Here is a 17,935-nt window from a genome sequence, read left to right on the forward strand (position 1 = left end):
TACCGGCAAACATTTCTCACCCTACAGCAAGCCTTACACTATAAGGGGAGATCAGGTACTTGATATAACTCAGGTACCTGCTCTCCCCTTAATAAAGCGATTCTACTACGGACGGTGCAGCAGTACCACAGACCGACCCTGCACCTCAATGGTAGCGCCTGCTTTATAGACGACATCTTTCTCTACTGCGCGGCTTTCGCTCGTGTCCAGTATCTTTGTCCATCCACTACCGTACTTTTCAGGGGGCAGCCTATACTCCAGCGGTCCGTGGTGGGCATTGAAGATCACATAGAAACTGTCGTCTACAATCCGCTCGCCTTTAGGACCCACAGAGTGCAGTCCGTGTCCGTTCAGGAACACTGCCAGCGACTTTGCATAATCATGATTCCAGTTCTCTTCAGTCATCTCGTTACCGTTGGGCAAAAACCAGGCAATGTCCTCGGCGCCGGCCCCTTTTATAGGCTGCCCCTGAAACCAGCGGCGGCGGCAGAAGACTGGGTGGTTCCTGCGCAGCTTAATAAGTTTCTGTGTGAATTCCAGCAAGTCCTTGTCCGCCTCCTGCCAGTTTAGCCATGATATTTCATTGTCCTGGCAGTAGGCGTTGTTGTTACCCTGCTGTGTGCGGCTTAACTCGTCTCCGGCCACCAGCATCGGCACCCCCTGCGATAAAAACAAAGTTGTCAGGAAATTCCTCTTTTGCCTGTTTCGTAGGGCAATAGTTGAATCATTATCGGTTGGCCCCTCTTCTCCACAGTTCCAGGAGCGGTTATGGCTTTCACCGTCGTTGTTATCTTCGCCGTTTTCTTCATTGTGCTTCTCGTTATAGCTAACCAGGTCGTGCAGGGTAAAACCATCATGGGCCGTTACAAAATTTATACTTGCCGTGGGGTTGCGGGATTCATCTCGGTACAGGTCTGAGCTGCCGGTAAAACGTTCTGCAAACTCTCCCAGCATACTGTGTTCTCCGCGCCAGTAATCACGTACGCAGTCACGATACTTGCCATTCCACTCGGCCCAACCCGGAGGGAAATTACCTACCTGATAGCCGCCTTCACCTACGTCCCAAGGTTCCGCGATCAGCTTCACCTGCGAGATAACCGGGTCCTGATGGATGATATCGAAGAAAGAGCCTAGCTGATCTACTTCATGTAACTCACGGGCCAGCGCAGAAGCCAGGTCGAAACGGAAGCCATCTACGTGCATCTCGGTTATCCAATAGCGAAGGCTGTCCATGATCAGGCGAAGCACGCTTGGCATCATGGCGTTCAGGGTGTTGCCCGTGCCGGTGTAATCCATGTAATAGCGTTTTTCTTCTTCCACAAGCCTGTAGTAAGATGCATTGTCTATACCCCGAAACGATATGGTTGGCCCCATGTGGTTACCCTCTGCCGTATGGTTGTAAACTACGTCCAGTATTACTTCAATACCCGCTTTGTGCAGGGCCTTCACCATGTTCTTAAACTCCGCCACCTGTTCTCCGAGCATGCCGCTGCCTGAGTAGCGCACGTCAGGGGCGAAGTAGCCGATGCTGTTATAGCCCCAGTAGTTACTCAGACCCTTCTCCACGAGGTGGCGGTCTGATATGAAGTGATGTACCGGCAATAGCTCCACAGCCGTTACGCCCAGGTCCTTCAGGTATTTGATTGTTTCAGGGTGAGCCAGCGCAGCATATGTTCCGCGAAGCTCTTGCGGTATGCCCGGATGCATTTTGGTGAAGCCCTTTACATGGGCCTCATAGATGATAGACCGGTGGTAAGGAGTCTTAGGGGGCTTGTCTCCGCCCCAGTCAAACGATGGGTCAACCACCACTGATTTGGGAATGAAGGGGGCACTGTCGGTAGTGCTCATGCTCAGGTCCTCATCAGGGTGCCCCACCTCATACCCAAAAAGGGAGTCATGCCAGTCTATGGTGGCCGAAATGGCCTTGGCATAGGGATCCAACAGGAGCTTGTGCGGGTTAAAGCGATGCCCGTTCTCTGGCTCGTAAGGACCATGCACCCGGTAGCCGTAAAGCTGACCCGGCTTTAAATCGGGCAGGTAAGCGTGCCACACCTGGTGGGTGCGCTCCGCCATCTTTATTTTCAATGATTCGGTTTCGTCTTCTGCGGAACTGAAAAGGCAGAGTTCCACACCTGTGGCATTGTCTGCGTAAAGGGCAAAGTTCACGCCTTCCCCGTCCCAGGTGGCTCCCAAAGGATATGGGTTGCCGGGATATGTTGTTTTCTTCATGTACTGGCTGTATTCATTCAGTGATAGCTACTCGCTGCAGAGAGAGGTAACATCCGCTCGTATACGTATCTGGCTCAAAATGGTCTACATCCTAAAGTGGCGGTTTAGGTATTGCCCTAGTACCTTTCATTCGAAAGTTTATTTACACAGAGTTGCAGTGAAACAACGGCACGCTACGAATTGTATTGATAGATCGTATTGATAGAATAAAGAGGTTTTTTAGCTTTCGCCTATGTTTGCTTTGGAACATTGACAGTTTTGTCTATCTATCCTGCCGACCTACTTTTTGGTGAAAGGTCATTTTGGGGAGTTATGGTTACCTTTCCAGTAACCTTCATCAGCTTTGGGTATAGATAAACTGAGAGCAAAACTTATATCCTGCTTTCAGGACTCAATTCCTAATGTTGCTTATCACATGGTTAGCGGTATACCTTATGCTCGCATAGGACAAGTCTAGAAGAAGTTAATGTTAGGGTAACAACTATGTAAAATAGCTGCAATCAAATTAAGAACTACTTAAGCCAACGCGGCACATAAGCTAAGCCCGGAATATGTCCAAACTATAGGCACCTCACTTATTATTGGCATTTCCTCTGCTATCGATTCGAACGAAGTTTCAATGGTCAAGGCTGGGCAAACATATTGCTTCGCTTAAGGTTAATAATTTGATAAAGCCGTCTCACGGATAAAGCACTTAAGACGGTATTTGAGATGAGTTTACGAGAAATAAAACCAGCCTTACTCTAACTAGAGGTGTGATAGAGACATCTTACTACCCTGCCTTAATGCAATGCAGGGGAGAAGGTAAAATGCAGGGGAGAAGGTAATAAGATGAGTAAGAGAAGAGTAACAACATGAAAAATATTTTCTGTTACTCTGGAAACGAAAAAGCGGCTTAAACTGTAGTCTAAGCCGCTTTTTGCTATTTACTCTGTAGCCCGAAGGATGGAATTATCGAACCATTTCCACAGGGATTTTGCTGGGTTGAATAGGTTGCTGGTCTTGTAGAATCTTCAACTTTCTGATTTGGCATCAAATGATTTTATTTCCAGAAGCTTATCGACACCTAAAGCCAGCTCAGAGTACTTCTCTGTACGTTTCAACACTATTTTCTAATGTTTCATCACTTTTAGTTGCTGTCATTACAAGAATTGCCCATTCTTATGCCTTTAAACTCCTGTGCTTCAGTAGACAGATATTGTAAGACCTATTTATGCAAAATGAACCTATGAAATTAACGACCAAAGTCATCACCGTGGCTTGCCCTGTTAGTGCGGGCAAACCTACTTTGCAGCGGTACTTAACCAAGTGCTGTAGGCCGAGGCTTTTAATATTTTTTTTGCTAATCACATTTTCTTGTAGGCCAAACAAAGCTTTTTTCAACCAAAGCAGTAGCGAATTCCTGCAAGAACATCCCCAGTTTTCATCAGAGTTTGAAAACAAGCTAAGGGGCATCTATACAGACAAATCTCTTTTCGGCGATGTCATCTTTGGTGTTGTTGATGAAAATGGACTGGTTTATTCGTTTGCTCTCAACAGAGAGATAATAGAAGGCAAAGCAACTTCTCTCGATAACAATTCCCCACTTTACATCGCCTCCAGTACAAAGTCATTTACAGGGACATTGCTCAAAATACTTGAAGAAGAAAAGAAGCTTGACTTAAACAAATCCCTTGATGAGTACCTTCCTCAACTCAACTACAGTGATAGCATAGACACAAACAAGATAACGATCAAAAGCCTCCTGAATCACACCCACGGCACCTTTAGCAATAGCATGACGTGGAAAACAGCTTATCTGGGCTATAGCGGTGAAAATGAAGAATTGATCCATGACCTGAATACTGATTTTCTTTACGATCCATCAGGTAAGTTCAGATACTCCAACGTCGGTCCGATCATAGCTGGAATGGTTGTAGAGAACCTGACAGGGAAAACGTGGAAAGCAGGCATGGAAGAGAACATTTTCGCGCCCCTCAACATGGATAATACCACTGCAAGTGTCAGCGATCATAAGCTCGATGAGATTCGCCCGTCCCTTATTGTGTCAAAAGAAAGGGGGGTAGTCGATAAAGGTTTCTACAAAAGTGATGTCACGATGCATGCAGCAGGTGGAATGATTTCTACCATAAACGACCTTTCCAGGTGGCTAAGTGCTAACATAAGACAAGACTCAGTATTACTATCTAAAGATTCCTGGGCGGCGCTTCATGCTTCTACCACACCCCAGGACAAAGTTTACTTTACCTACCGTCGCACGGGCTACAGCTTGGGCTGGGATGTTGCTCAGTATCAGCAGGAGGAGATACTGACCCGCTTCGGAAACCTGGCAGGCATCAGTTTCCACATCTCTTTTATGCCAGAGAAAAAAATTGGAGTTATTGCGTTTTCAAATGACAACAGGGCTTATTTGCTGCCTCACTTGATGGCAAACTACGCCTACAATATGCTTAACGCATTGCCGGCAGACAGCATCTTCCAGAGTGAAAGAGCAAGATTTGAGGAAGCTTTCAAAAGCGAGAACGAGATAGTGTATCCTGAAGCATCGCAACTGCTAACGCAAAGTACCGGCAATGACAGCATACTTGGAACTTACCACAATAGGGGAAACTGGCCCACTATATCTGTAATCAAGGAAGGTAACCATTACAATATGAAATGGGGCATTCTAAGCGGACCTATCTATAAAAAGGAAAAGGGTGGAAACCAATCCAATTTAGGATTGTTAACAAGAGACTTTGAAATAAGGAATGACACCCTTAAAACAGGATCATTGACTTACATCAAAGCTAAGCAGTAAAAAGGACCTCATCTGCTCATTAGGGAAAGATTAGTTGCCATATTAGGTTTGCTCTCAAAGCTGTGGCTGCCTAGTACCTGAAAAGTTCGATAAGCCTACCGAAGGGGATGAATTATCGAACCTTATCCACAGGGATCTAGCTGCTTTAAAAGATTATCTGGGGTAGGAGCTTCAGGCTTTTTACAAACCTGCTGTACATAAGGTTTATTATAAGTATAAATGACATCTGTCCATAGCCAAACACATATAGAGCTCCTTCGGGAACTAGCAGGCACAGATGGCAGATAACATGGCACCTGTATGTGCGCATGGAAACCAGAGAAGCACATCCTAGAGGATGTGCTTCTATCTCTAAAATAAAACCTAGAATAACTGATTAAGACGGGTTCTCCCCCCGGAAGGCGTCCTTTATCTTCTCACCTGCCTGCTTAAGCATGGCGGCGCCGATCTTTGACTCGTCCGTGAACCTGGTATCTTCCGTGGGAGGTGTGAACTGCAGGGCTTCGGCATAGGGGGGCGGGCGGTTGAGCATGAAGTCCGCCGTCACCTCGGCGTATTTCTCGCGTGCCTGCTCTGCTGTGTATCTCCCTTGGATGATGTCATGCATCAGGTTAAGCGAGAGGATGTTGGCGTTTTCCATGTCGCAGCGCGCAGATGCCTCGCCCCGCGTCCTGTCCACGTAGAGGCTCCCGTCGTAGCGCCCCAGCTCGGTGAGCCTGTCCACTGGCACCTTGTAGCTGATCACGTTCTCGATTACGTCCGTGTGTGGCTGGGGGAAATCGTGCGGGATCTCGTGGCGGTGCACGATGGTGCGCTTCCACGGGCCGTTGTTAAACCAGACCAGGTGGCTGGGCGTGGCCTCGTTGGGCGGGCCGTACTTCTCGGTTGTCTGCCGGGCTGACTTGGCTGCCATCTCAGGCCATTCTCCGATAATGCCTTCCACCTGTGCTATATCCACTAGTGTGGTCGTGGGCTTCTCGATTGCGGACGGTTCCGCACCCGTTTTCATCCTGCTGGCCATCGTAGTGGCGGTTGTGCTGAGTTTCTCGCTTTGTTTCATAGCTGCTTTGTGTTGTTTGTACTTTTTACGGATTTGACATGTATCTGGGCGTCATGAATTTCGGAACCCGAATATCCTCACCACTGAACTTAGGGAGGCTCTTCCCTTGGGTTATACGCCTTTGGCATTGGATCTCCATGTGTCTTTGCGTAAACAGGGGAAGCCAAACCATGGTTTTTTAATAGCAAAAGAAATAATAATGGTTTTCATATCGGAGCATATACCTACAACCGCTGCAGGATAAGCTGGTAGTTCTCGAAGTTCCTGAATCCATGTTTAAGCTCCAAATACGACCCAATTTATGTTTAAGTGATGTAAACTTTAAAATAAATTTGCTTTTAAAGCTTAACATGCTTTACCTTTGCAAGCGTAAAGTCAAAATACCTACACCGTATTTGATTTATAAAGAAGAAGGGAGAGAACAGGCTCTGTGAACTTCTAGCAACCAGTTAACCAGACCAGGTGCTAATTCCTGCCTAAATTATTTAGGGGATATAAATTGTTAAAAATGAAAATCTCAACAAGCAACCGTACTGGTATTTCAATCAACCGAAACACTTCTACTTCTTTCGGTGCCACTTCATCTATTGCTTCAGTTACCTGTTGTTGTTGCTGTTGTTGCTAACACAGCTGCTTCGGGTTCTTAATCTTACTTTTAGTTAAGCCATAACAACTCCCGTACGCGGCCTACAGGGATCATTGTACCTATTTGTTATTGAAGCAAATCAGGCTAAACCATGCTGTGCCATCTTGTTTCAGTTCCTGAATCTGGTGCTTATTCCTGTCTCCTAAGCATGTTGTCGCTCTGCCGGCGCAGGGGCATTGTATCTATACCTTTTCATTCACACTATTTCAATTCAGAACATTATGTCAACTTATTCATCAGAAAAACCTTTTGCTATATTTCACGAACACCAGGAGTGGTTCCGCCCGCTGTTTAACGAACTGGATGTGCGCGGCATCGCCTATGAGCGGCTGAATGCGGCAGAGCATACTTATGACCCGGCGCAGAAAGAGCTGCCGTACAGCCTATTCTTTAATCGCATGAGCCCATCGGCTTACCTGCGTAACAACGAGCAGGGCATTTTTTATACGTTAAACCTGCTGGTGCACCTGGAAGCGAAAGGCGTAACTGTGATCAACGGCTACAAAGCTTTCCAGTACGAAACATCAAAAGCCCTGCAGATTACCCTGTTGGATCGCTTGGGGCTAGCTTACCCGAAAGCACGTGTTATCAACCATCCTTCCCAGGCGGTGAAAGCAGCGAATGGCCTCCGCTACCCGGTGGTGGTAAAAGCGAATATTGGCGGCAGCGGAGCCGGTATAGTTCGTTATGACTCACCAGAGGAGCTGGCGTTGGCTGTAACCGCTGGCCAGATAGAGCTTGGCATAGACCACACAGCACTTGTGCAGGAGTTTATACCTGCGCGCGGTGGCCACATCAACCGGGTAGAGACATTGGGTGGCAAGTACCTGTATGCTATCAAGGTTTATACTTCAGGTGAGAGCTTTAACTTATGCCCTGCCGACATCTGCCAGACCACCAACGGAAAAGAACTGGTAAGGAATGCCTGCGCTATTGATGCGCCTAAAAACGGGATGAGGGTAGAAGCCTTTACGCCGGAGCAGGAAGTGGTTGAAGCCATTGAGCGCATTGTGCAGGAAGCAGGGATTGATGTAGGTGGCATAGAGTACATTATCGACGACCGCGACGGCCAGATCTACTACTACGATGTGAATGCCCTTTCAAATTTTGTGGCGGACGCTGTAAATGTAATTGGATTTAACCCACACGCCAGGCTTGTTGATTTCCTGGAGAAAAAGGTTCAGCTTAAAAGAGAGGAGGTTAAATAATGGAATTCGGATATTGGTTACCTGTTTTTGGAGGCTGGCTTCGTAACATTGAAGACGAGAGCATGGCTGCAAATTGGGAGTATGTGAAGAAACTGGCTCAACGCAGCGAGGGCTGGGGCTATAGCCTATCGCTGATCGCAGAACTGTTCCTTAATGACATCAAGGGGGAAGAGTCGCCTTCTATGGAAGCTTGGTCTACGGCGGCGGCGCTGGCAGCTGTAACGGAGCGACTGGAGATAATGGTAGCGGTGCGCCCTACCTTCCACAACCCGGCTATACTGGCCAAGCAGGCATCTAACATCGCCCAGATCAGCGGCGACAGATTATCACTCAACGTGGTGTCGTCGTGATGGAAAGATGAAGCCACCAAGTATGGCCTGCACTTTGAAGAGCACGACGACCGCTACGCCCGCACCAAAGAATGGCTGGATGTAGTAACAAACGTGTGGGAGCAGGATCATTTTACTTACGACGGCAAATACTACCAGGTACAGGACAATGTGCTGCAACCAAAGCCAAAGAAAAAGCCATTCCTGTATGCTGGTGGCGAATCAGAAGCTGCCAAAACACTTATCAGCAGGCAGTGTGACGGCTACGTGATGCACGGCGACTCGCCGGAGTTGATCGTTAAGCGCATTGATGACATGAAGCGCCGTCGCGAAGCAAACGGGTTGCCACCTATGAAATTCGGCGTTGCCGCCTACAGCATCGTGCGCGACTCGGAACAGGAAGTTAAAAAGGAGCTGGAGCGCATCACAAACGTGAAGGAGGCAGCCGCCGGCTTTAAAAACATGCAACAATGGGTGACTGGTACACAGTTAGAGCGCCAGCTTACCCTGCAGGATTATTCTGTCTCGAACCGTGGACTCCGCTCTGGTTTGTTAGGTACACCTGCGCAGGTACAGGATCGAATAGCAGAATTTGAAGCCGTTGGCGTTGACTTTTTCCTGCTGCAATGCAGCCCGCAATTAGAAGAAATGGAACGCTTCTCCGAAGCGATCATACAAGTAACTACCTGATGCCTTTTTAGCTTTAAGTATGACAGTAAGAACCTGCTTATATCCTGCTCCTGGTACCTTATACTTTTAGGCTATATTTAATTACTAATCTGATCTGCCTTCCCTGCCGCACCTTAACGGCAGGGATAAATTAATATCTATCAAGCTGCTATAAAAGCAGTAAAGACTGAAGATAAATAGTTACTCTTGTAAATCCTTTTTCTTCTGCTTTACCTTACTTTCTTTTGCAGCTAATTAACGATATCATAACAGTATGGAAAATATATTAGATAAAGCATACGCAACTGAAGATTTCCGCAGGCAGGGGCACGCCTTGATTGATTTGATGGCAGACTATCTGGCGCAGGCCACTTCTGATAGTAAAGAGGTTCAGGCTATCCCGTGGCAGAGCCCCGAGAAGCAACTGGATTACTGGCAGAAGGACTTTAGCAAGGTCGACACAATTGATCCGCTTGATCTGTTCAGGGACGTGATTGACCGATCTATACAGGTACACCGCAAGCGTTACCTGGGCCACCAGACAACACCCACATTACCTGTTACTGTGCTCTCTGCTGCTGTTACAGCTCTTTTAAACCAAGGTATGGGCGTATACGAAATGGGAATGGTAGGTAACACCTTCGAGAAGTTGCTCACGGAACACCTGGCGCAAAAGCTGGGTTTTAGCGGGGAAGCATCCGGTTTTATTACCTCAGGGGGATCGTTGGGTAACCTTACAGCCTTATTAGCAGCAAGAGCGGCATGTACAGGAATTTGGCACAACGGCTATGTAAATGAGCAAAAACTGGCAGTTCTGGTTTCTGAAGAAGCTCATTATTGTATAGACAGGTCTGCTCGAATCATGGGGTTTGGCGCAGCTGGTATTATAAAGGTTCCTGTAAACGATAAGTTCCAGATGCGCACAGAGCTGCTGGAATCTTATTACCAGCAAGCTATCACAGATGGAAAGCAGGTGATCAGTGTGATTGGTTGCGCAGGTTCTACCTCCACGGGCTCTTATGATGACCTGGAAGCTATTGCAGCTTTCAGTCAGAAGTATAATATTTGGTTTCACGTAGATGGCGCACATGGGGCACCGGCTGCCTTTTCACCTAAATATCAGCACTTGGTTAAAGGCATTGAAAAGGCTAATTCGGTAGTGGTGGATTATCATAAAATGATGATGACGCCATCGCTTTCAACTGCCGTGCTTTTCAAGAATGGGAGCGACGCCTATAGATCCTTTTCTCAACGAGCGCAATACCTATGGACAGATCAGGATACAGAAGAGTGGTACAACGGGGGTAAGCGCACGTTTGAATGTACAAAGGCCATGTCAGCCCTAAATGTTTACACCATATTCAGAACTTATGGGGATGATGTCTTTCGAGAGAATATAGAGCGCTTGTATGGGTTGGCTGAAAAGTTTGCTGAACTGATTAAGTCGAAGAAAAACTTCGAGCTGGCGTATGAACCACAGTGCAATATTGTTTGCTTTCGTTTAAGAACAGCAAGCGATGTTAGTAAACTGAATCTGGCTATCCGCAATCAGTTATTGGAAGATGGCAGGTTCTATATTGTTCAGACTGTCTTAAATGGTGACCTCTACCTGCGTGTCTCACTTATGAACCCCCTTTCTACTGAAGAAGAACTTATAGAACTACTACAGGCAGTAGAAGAAAAGGCTGTAATTTTAACATCAAAAGTATAGAATAGTAGTGTATGTAATAGGGTAACAGAACTGTTAACAGCTAAATTTTATTTAATTCAAGATATACTTTCAATGTTTAAAAAAGAACAGACTATCGTTGTTGCTTCAAAAAATCCGGTTAAGATTGAGGCCGCTCTCCTCGGATTTCAGAAGATGTTCCCAGAACAGACTTTTCAAACACTTACTATTTCTGTTCCTTCTGATGTGCAGGATCAGCCTATGTCTGATGATGAGACTCTCAAAGGTGCTGTAAACAGGGTAAATAATGCCTTTGAAAAGCATACTGAAGCTGACTTCTGGATTGGAATTGAAGGGGGAGTAGAAATGCACGATGGGGAGTTAACGGCCTTTGCCTGGGTAGTGATACGATCGGACAGTGGCTTGGGAAAAGCCAGGTCTGGTACGTTCTTTTTACCGGGTGCCGTAGCGGAACTGGTAGCACAGGGCATGGAGCTGGGTGAGGCGGATGATATTGTTTTCAACAAGTCTAACTCAAAGCAGCAGTCCGGAGCTATTGGTCTTCTGACAGATAATGTAGTGGATAGGATGCAACTGTACCAGCAGGCAGTCGTGCTGGCACTGGTAAGCTTTAAAAATGAAGCCTTGTACCGGCAGCAGTTGCAGAAAGTTAATTTTAAGATAGTTTAGCACTTACAAATGATAAGTCCGGAAGAACGCCTGCAGCAACTTGGCATACTACTCCCAGAGCCTGTAAAGCCCGTAGCTAATTATGTCACCTATATTCAGACAGGTAACTTGCTTTTCCTCTCAGGACACGGCTATTGCGGAGCTCCTACAGCCGTCGACATAGGAAAGCTGGGAAGAGACCTGACGGTCGAGCAGGGCTATCTGGCCGCCCGTAACTCAGGAATTTGTATTCTAGCCACTATCAAGCATGCCCTTGGGGATCTTGGCAGCGTGAAAAGAATTGTTAGGGTGCTTGGTATGGTGAACGCCACCGACGACTTTGCGGATCACCCGAAAGTAATCAACGGCTTTTCTGACCTGATGGTGGATGTCTTTGGCGAAAAGGGGAGACATGTGCGGTCAGCTGTCGGAATGGGTTCTCTTCCTGGCGGCATAGCCGTGGAAATAGAGGTAACCCTTGAAGTGGCAACAGAATAGATCGGCACAAACCGGTGAATTAAACTAAAAATTATGTACAATAAGAGAACAGGATGTGTCCAAAATCAGCAGCAGCGGCAGGGAGTGAACACCCCCATATTTACATCAACAGCTAACAGGTACATTGGCAATGATGAAATAGTATATCCAAGGAATTTTAACACAGAGAACCAGAAGGCTATAGTTGAAAAACTCTGCTTGCTGGAACGTGGAGAAGCCGGCATGATCTTGAGTTCAGGCACTGCGGCCATATCGACGGTGCTTTTTTCTTTGCTCAAAGCAGGAGACCATGCCTTGCTGTCCAGAGAAATTTACGGTGGCACCTTGAAACTGGTAAAAGAAGAGTTTACTAAATTCAACATAGCATTTGATCTTGTACCCAACGCTGAGATAGGGAACATAAAGTCTCTGATAAGAGAGAATACAAAAGTTATTTATACTGAAACGCCCTCTAATCCGCTGCTTTCAGTTGTTGACTTACAGGCTATTGCCAACATTGCCAGGGAGCACCAGATCTTAACTGTGGTTGACAACACGTTTGCTACACCAATCATCCAGAACCCGATTGCGCTGGGCATCGATATTGTAGTTCACAGCGGAACGAAATACCTGGGAGGACACCATGATCTATGCTTTGGGGCAGTGGTTACCACCCAAAAGCTAAAAGATATTATTTACCAGAGCGCGTTGAACTTTGGTGGCAGCCTGAACGGGCTGGACTGCTACCTGATCGAACGGAGCCTGAAGACTTTGGCACTCAGGGTTGAGAAACAAAACGATAACGCGATGCGAGTAGCCAAAGCGCTACAGGAAAACGCTGGAATATCAAACGTTTATTACCCCGGCCTGGTGAATCATCCGAACCACGCTATTGCAGCCAGGCAAATGGAAGGCGGCTTCGGAGGGATGCTCTCCTTTGAGTTGAAGGATATAGGTAAGACAGATGAATTTTTAGACAGGCTGCAGCTGATCATTCCTGCTTTAAGCTTGGGCGGGGTGGAGACCACGATCTGTCAGCCTTCTAACTCTTCTCATGCAAGTTTAACAGAAGCAGAGCGCTTAGGACAGGGTATCACGGATGCCTTGCTGCGGCTCTCAGTCGGGATAGAAGATGCGGATGATTTGATCAGAGACATAGAGAAAGCCCTAACAGCTTAGGCTTATGTTGTAAACAGTATCTTTTTCCTTTATGATTGGCGTAGGAGAAATGTGTCCTCCTTTGCCTTTTTAATATTAAATCAGTGTAGTATGAGTACATTAAAAGTAGCCTTAGCTCAAATAGCACCAATTTGGTTAAACAAAAATGAGACCTTGGACAAGGTAAAAGCAAGTATTTCAGAAGCAGGGGCAAAGCAATGCGATCTTGTTGTCTTTGGAGAGGGGCTGTTGCCGGGCTATCCTTTTTGGGTGTCTTTAACGAATGGATCAGAATTCAATTCCAGCGTACAGAAAGAAATACACGCGCATTACATCAGGAACTCCATACAGATTGAGGCAGGAGAGCTTGACGGGGTGTGCAGCTTAGCCAGGGAACATCATATTGCGGTTTATCTGGGAATTATTGAGCGTGGCAGGAATCGTGGTGGGCATAGCTTGTACTGCTCCCTGGTATACATTAACCAAGAGGGCGAGATTAAATCCGTTCACCGAAAGCTCCAGCCTACCTACGAGGAGCGATTGACCTGGTCGCCGGGTGACGGGAATGGCTTGAGGGTACACCCACTAAAGGAATTCACAGTGGGCGGTTTGAACTGCTGGGAGAACTGGATGCCCCTGGCCCGGACAGCGCTTTATGGGCAGGGCGAAGACCTGCATGTGGCTGTTTGGCCCGGCTCTGACCGAAACACGATTGATATTACCCGTTTCATGGCAAAGGAGTCTAGGTCCTATGTCATCTCTGTGTCTGGCCTTATGAGAGTAGGAGACTTCCCAAGCGATACACCACACTTGGATAAGATTCTGGAGAAGGCTCCTGATGTGCTGGCCAACGGTGGATCCTGCATAGCAGGCCCTGATGGAGAATGGATAGTCGAGCCTGTAATAGGGAGAGAGGGGCTTATTGTAGAAACACTGGACTTCAACAAGGTACTGGAAGAGCGTCAGAACTTTGATGTCTCAGGCCACTACTCACGCCCTGATGTCACAAAGTTGACAGTTAACCGGGAACGGCAGTCGATCTTAAATATAGAAGATGGTTATACAGGGTAGCTGGGCACTGATCCTGTACCGATTTGATGTTATTATAGAAGGTTTATGCGAGAGGTAATTATAGTTGGTGCTGGCCTGAGTGGACTGTCTGCAGCATACTATCTGAAGAAAAAAGGCATAGATGCCCTTATTCTGGAGGCAGGGGAGCGGTGGGGAGGAAGGATAGACACTGTTTATGCTGAAGGGAACGCCACCCCGGTTGAAATGGGAGCTACCTGGTTTAATGAACAGCATACGCATTTAGTGCAGTTGCTTAGAGAACTAAAGCTTCCGCATTTTAAGCAGTTTCAAAAGGGTGTAGGTGTGTTTGAAACGGAATTACATCAAGAGCCGCAGTTGTTTCAGATACCTGACTCAGAAGAGTCATCCTACAGAATTGCAGGGGGCACATCAAAGCTTACTGATGCGTTGGCTCATCAGATCGGGCAGGACCAGATTGTCTTAGGCTCTCCAATAGCCGAGGTAACAGAACACAGGGATTACATTGAAGTTATAACCGGCAAGGGCAACAGGTTTGTTTGCAGGAACCTTTTGATCACCATTCCTCCCTTTCTGATCTTATCACAGAACATAAGCTTTGATCCGCCACTACCAGGTGAGGTGCTGAGCGTCATGGCAAGCACCCATACCTGGATGGGAGATGCCATCAAGTTTGCGGTAGAATACGAAGCTCCCTTCTGGCGGAAGGAAGGCTATTCCGGAACAGTGTTCAGCCACTCAGGAATTGCTACCGAAATGTATGATCACTGTGATTCCGAGGGGACACATTATGCTCTGATGGGCTTCCTGACCACTGCTGCGTCTTCCTTATCCAAAGGGGAGAGAGAGGCCAGGCTAATCGGGCAGCTGACAAGGCTATTAGGACAGGAAGCGGCCAACTACCTTTCCTATACAGAGAGGGTATGGGCGAAAGAATATTATACTTTCGCAGATTATGGGAAGTTTGTCATGCCTCACCAGAATAACGGTCACCCGCTCTACTCAAAGCCTCTTATGGATGGCAAGTTACGCTTGTGTGGCACCGAAACATCGCCTCAACACGGAGGTTATATGAATGGTGCGGTTTCCAGTGGTTTAGTTGTTGCTCAGTTAACTATAAATAAGGTAAGAGGGGTTTGAATAATAGTAGAAGCCACCTAGGCAGAACGAATGAAACTTGCCAGGTTCTGCCTGTGGAATTCTTTTCCTTGCCTAAACACCATTCAGCTATGGCTTACTAAGACGGAGCTTGCTTGGCATTCATAACCAGAAAGGTACAGCCGGAAGTGGTTGTTGCTTTATGCCGGCTACCGGGAGCGTAATAGAGATAAGAACCCGGCCCATACTGCTTCTCCTTGTCTGCATCGGCATCAACGTAAATACCCTCAAGTATGAACACTTCCTCAGCTACGGCATGATCGTGCACCGGATAGGCTCTGCCGGGAGCGAGGCGAAGAAGAACTCGGTTTTCGCCTGGCTCAGCGCGAAGCACCAGCATCTCCACCCCTTCTGTGACTGTTTTCCAGCTTTCCGTATGGCTATTTATATGTTTGATGTCTGTCATGCCTGAATTTCAAATAAAGAATAAAGTATGTATGCGCGCAAGCAGTTTTGTCACTCCATAGGCTCGCTTTGCTGCAAAAATACTAAATTGTCTTTAAAGGCAGACAGATACTTACCTGAAAGAAGAATAAGATGCAGGTAAACTCTCTATCACTATGGCTGAAGGGCATTGATTTTCCTTCCAATCCTTTTTGATGGCGGCTCACGCCTGCGGAGGCACATGGCAGGAGCGACGAGTTTAAGAGGCACTGGCTGTGTAGCAACTTTTTACCAAAGAATTTATCCAGGCTGTTATTTTGTTGTTTAGAAATAGTTTATCCTACTGGCAAGGAGTGAGGTAATACGAACTAAGAATAACTACCTAAAAAATCCATACAGTAAACTGTTGTAATTCCAGGGGTGGAGAAGATCGCTCAGATTATGGGCATCAGCCGCGCCACCTGCTACCGCTACATCAACTTGGCACCAAAGCTTGGCAATGAATGATCTCTTCTTATATTAGCTAATGCACATTTAAAGTAATTTAGTGACATGAAATTTGAAAAAATCGGTCGCAGATACTCATTGTACAGATAAGCGTATATTGGTTGGCGGAAATAAGGTGAAACATCATAAATTTAATATAGACAGTAATGGACAGGAAAGAATTTTTAAGAAATTCGGCTATTTTAGGTGGAGCAACTATACTTCCTACAAATAGTGTTTTTTCTCAAAATATAAGCGAAAACGGCATTGACAAGTTAGTGGACAGCAACGGAAATTTTATTCAAAAACCGCTTCCTTACAACAAGACCTTTTTGGAGCCACATATGGATGAAGAAACCCTTCACTTGCACTATGAATTTCATCACGGTGGAGCCGTGAAAGGGGCTAATAAAGATTTAGAGAATATCAAGAAGCATTTAAAGTCAGGAGATTTAGACCAAGTAGATTTATGGACAAAAAAATTGGCTTATCATTTTTCAAGCCATGTGCTTCATTCAATATTTTGGACTAATCTGATAAACAAAAAAACAGAACCTAGATCCGAATTGCTAAAGCAGATAGACAAAGATTTTGGCTCATTCGACAAACTCAGAGCATACATTGCGATAATCTCAAAAACAGTTGAAGGAAGCGGTTGGGGAATTTTGGGTTATCAACCATACTCGGACAGTCTAACCTTACTACAGTGTGAAGACCATCATAAACTTACTCAATGGGGAGTAGTTCCGATCCTAGTGATAGACGTATGGGAACACGCTTATTACCTGAAGTACAAAAACAAAAGAGCTGAGTTTGTAGATACAGTTCTTGAAATTATCAATTGGGACAATGTAGCGGAGAGATTTATGACTGCAAAAAGACTGACATAATAAACATTGCAGTGGCTCAATTTCAGGGAAGCTTACAACTTATACTTAAGCAGAAAAGGTATCCTGCTTATGATGCTAAACAGGTCGCAAACGTTTACTTTTTTAACCTTGAAGAAAGCCGGCTTTGACAGCACCTTTAGCTTGTATCTAAAGCAGGTATAAGAACGACGACCAACAACGATACCAACAGGAGGGACAACAGCAACCAACACAGACACCAACAGCGGCAATAGTCCACTGTTGGTACGTCACCAAGTGAATTGCTCCAGCATAAGCTAATATAGGCAGGCATGGTGGGTGGTAATGGTTACTTCTAAAAGGATTAAAATTTTAAAGGGTGTACTTGTGCTGGGAAAGTGTAGCGAATGGAGCCATAACAAGTGCTTTTCCCTAGTTTTGTCAATGCATAGCTCCTTGTAAAGGTATGGACTGATTCAGTGCATAAAAATGCATACCTTGCCTGTTGTTTTAAACGAGTATGCATTGAATTTCCTTTCTCTGTTCTCTTTATTTAATGATCCGTGCATAAGTGCAAAAAAAGTATATAAAAAGAGGGGTACCCTATTTCATGCCTAAATAAAAGAGTAGGCGCCAATAATCTTCACAAGATTGAAAATTGTACTTAGGCAATGGGATGCTTCTGTTTTGGGTATATTGCATTGATCTTACTAATGTCTTCATTATAATAGCAGTTTTAGTGCGCCAATTTTATTTCCACTCACTCTTCTGTTTCAATGTTGGCTTTCAGCCGATGTTGAAAGCTATGTTGGCCCTGTTGTTGGAGCTAAAGTTGTCTGGCAAATGTTAGAATTATTCACCATCTCATAAAATAGCGTTTTGTGGGACAGGAATAGAAATGACCTGTCCTGTTCCTCATCCTGAAAAAAATTTACAGCTTGCGTTGTTAATCCTACACTAGTTTAACAGGAAATTCTTCATCCTGATAGTCCTTTACACTTAATACGCCATACCTCCACGGACTGGATTTAGCCTTTTAAAAATATTTTTTGTTTACTATATATGCTTGTAAGACAGTATAATAATTGGCACTAT

The 17,935-nt window shown here is 45.9% G+C and carries 12 protein-coding genes, 1 pseudogene and 1 riboswitch; of the genes and pseudogenes, 10 read left to right on the plus strand and 3 right to left on the minus strand.

Annotated features, from left to right (window positions below; translation table 11 throughout):
- Positions 1-105: 105 nt before the first annotated feature.
- Positions 106-2,229: a glycogen debranching protein GlgX gene (gene glgX, locus K0O23_RS11980; RefSeq protein WP_219877667.1), complete on the minus strand. Its 2,124-nt coding sequence runs from the start codon at positions 2,227-2,229 to the stop codon at positions 106-108.
- A 1,228-nt stretch (positions 2,230-3,457) separates the two neighbouring features.
- Here glgX and K0O23_RS11985 point away from each other — a divergent pair.
- Entirely contained in the window at positions 3,458-5,029 is a 1,572-nt protein-coding gene (locus K0O23_RS11985; RefSeq protein ID WP_219877668.1) for a serine hydrolase domain-containing protein, read from the plus strand.
- Positions 5,030-5,405: 376 nt separating this feature from the next.
- Here the strand turns inward: K0O23_RS11985 and K0O23_RS11990 are convergent, their stop codons facing one another.
- Entirely contained in the window at positions 5,406-6,089 is a 684-nt protein-coding gene (locus K0O23_RS11990) for a hypothetical protein (RefSeq protein WP_219877669.1), read from the minus strand.
- A gap of 397 nt (positions 6,090-6,486) precedes the next feature.
- A riboswitch (SAM riboswitch) is annotated at positions 6,487-6,590 on the plus strand.
- Between the two features lie 366 nt (positions 6,591-6,956).
- On the opposite strand from K0O23_RS11990, the gene K0O23_RS11995 reads away from it, so the two are divergent.
- The 8 genes and pseudogenes from K0O23_RS11995 (at position 6,957) to K0O23_RS12030 (ending at position 15,104) form a co-directional block, all read left to right on the plus strand.
- Entirely contained in the window at positions 6,957-7,943 is a 987-nt protein-coding gene (locus tag K0O23_RS11995; RefSeq protein WP_219877670.1) for an ATP-grasp domain-containing protein, read from the plus strand.
- Positions 7,943-8,962: pseudogene (locus tag K0O23_RS12000) on the plus strand (LLM class flavin-dependent oxidoreductase). Before K0O23_RS11995 ends, K0O23_RS12000 begins: the two are co-directional and overlap by 1 nt.
- Before the next feature lie 253 nt (positions 8,963-9,215).
- A complete protein-coding gene (locus K0O23_RS12005; protein WP_219877671.1) occupies positions 9,216-10,652 on the plus strand; it encodes a pyridoxal phosphate-dependent decarboxylase family protein in 1,437 nt (478 codons plus the stop codon).
- Between the two features lie 72 nt (positions 10,653-10,724).
- The gene (gene yjjX / locus K0O23_RS12010; protein ID WP_219877672.1) at positions 10,725-11,300 is read left to right on the plus strand and encodes an inosine/xanthosine triphosphatase; all 576 of its coding nucleotides are present in this window, start codon (positions 10,725-10,727) and stop codon (positions 11,298-11,300) included.
- A gap of 9 nt (positions 11,301-11,309) precedes the next feature.
- Positions 11,310-11,777 carry a RidA family protein gene (locus tag K0O23_RS12015; protein ID WP_219877673.1) on the plus strand — a complete coding sequence of 156 codons (468 nt, stop codon included), beginning with the start codon at positions 11,310-11,312 and terminating at the stop codon, positions 11,775-11,777.
- A 33-nt stretch (positions 11,778-11,810) separates the two neighbouring features.
- Positions 11,811-12,935 carry a trans-sulfuration enzyme family protein gene (locus K0O23_RS12020; RefSeq protein WP_219877674.1) on the plus strand — a complete coding sequence of 375 codons (1,125 nt, stop codon included), beginning with the start codon at positions 11,811-11,813 and terminating at the stop codon, positions 12,933-12,935.
- Positions 12,936-13,025: 90 nt separating this feature from the next.
- Positions 13,026-13,985: a carbon-nitrogen hydrolase family protein gene (locus K0O23_RS12025; protein WP_219877675.1), complete on the plus strand. Its 960-nt coding sequence runs from the start codon at positions 13,026-13,028 to the stop codon at positions 13,983-13,985.
- 45 nt (positions 13,986-14,030) lie between these two features.
- Positions 14,031-15,104, plus strand: coding sequence for a flavin monoamine oxidase family protein (locus tag K0O23_RS12030; RefSeq protein WP_219877676.1), 1,074 nt, complete (start codon positions 14,031-14,033; stop codon positions 15,102-15,104).
- 97 nt (positions 15,105-15,201) lie between these two features.
- Here the strand turns inward: K0O23_RS12030 and K0O23_RS12035 are convergent, their stop codons facing one another.
- Positions 15,202-15,528 (minus strand): cupin domain-containing protein, encoded by a 327-nt coding sequence (locus K0O23_RS12035; protein ID WP_219877677.1) that lies wholly within the window; start codon positions 15,526-15,528, stop codon positions 15,202-15,204.
- 631 nt (positions 15,529-16,159) lie between these two features.
- Between K0O23_RS12035 and K0O23_RS12040 the strand changes: the two genes are divergently transcribed.
- The gene (locus K0O23_RS12040; protein ID WP_219877678.1) at positions 16,160-16,882 is read left to right on the plus strand and encodes a superoxide dismutase; all 723 of its coding nucleotides are present in this window, start codon (positions 16,160-16,162) and stop codon (positions 16,880-16,882) included.
- Positions 16,883-17,935 lie beyond the last annotated feature (1,053 nt).

Source organism: Pontibacter aydingkolensis, assembly GCF_019443125.1.
GTDB lineage: Bacteria > Bacteroidota > Bacteroidia > Cytophagales > Hymenobacteraceae > Pontibacter > Pontibacter aydingkolensis.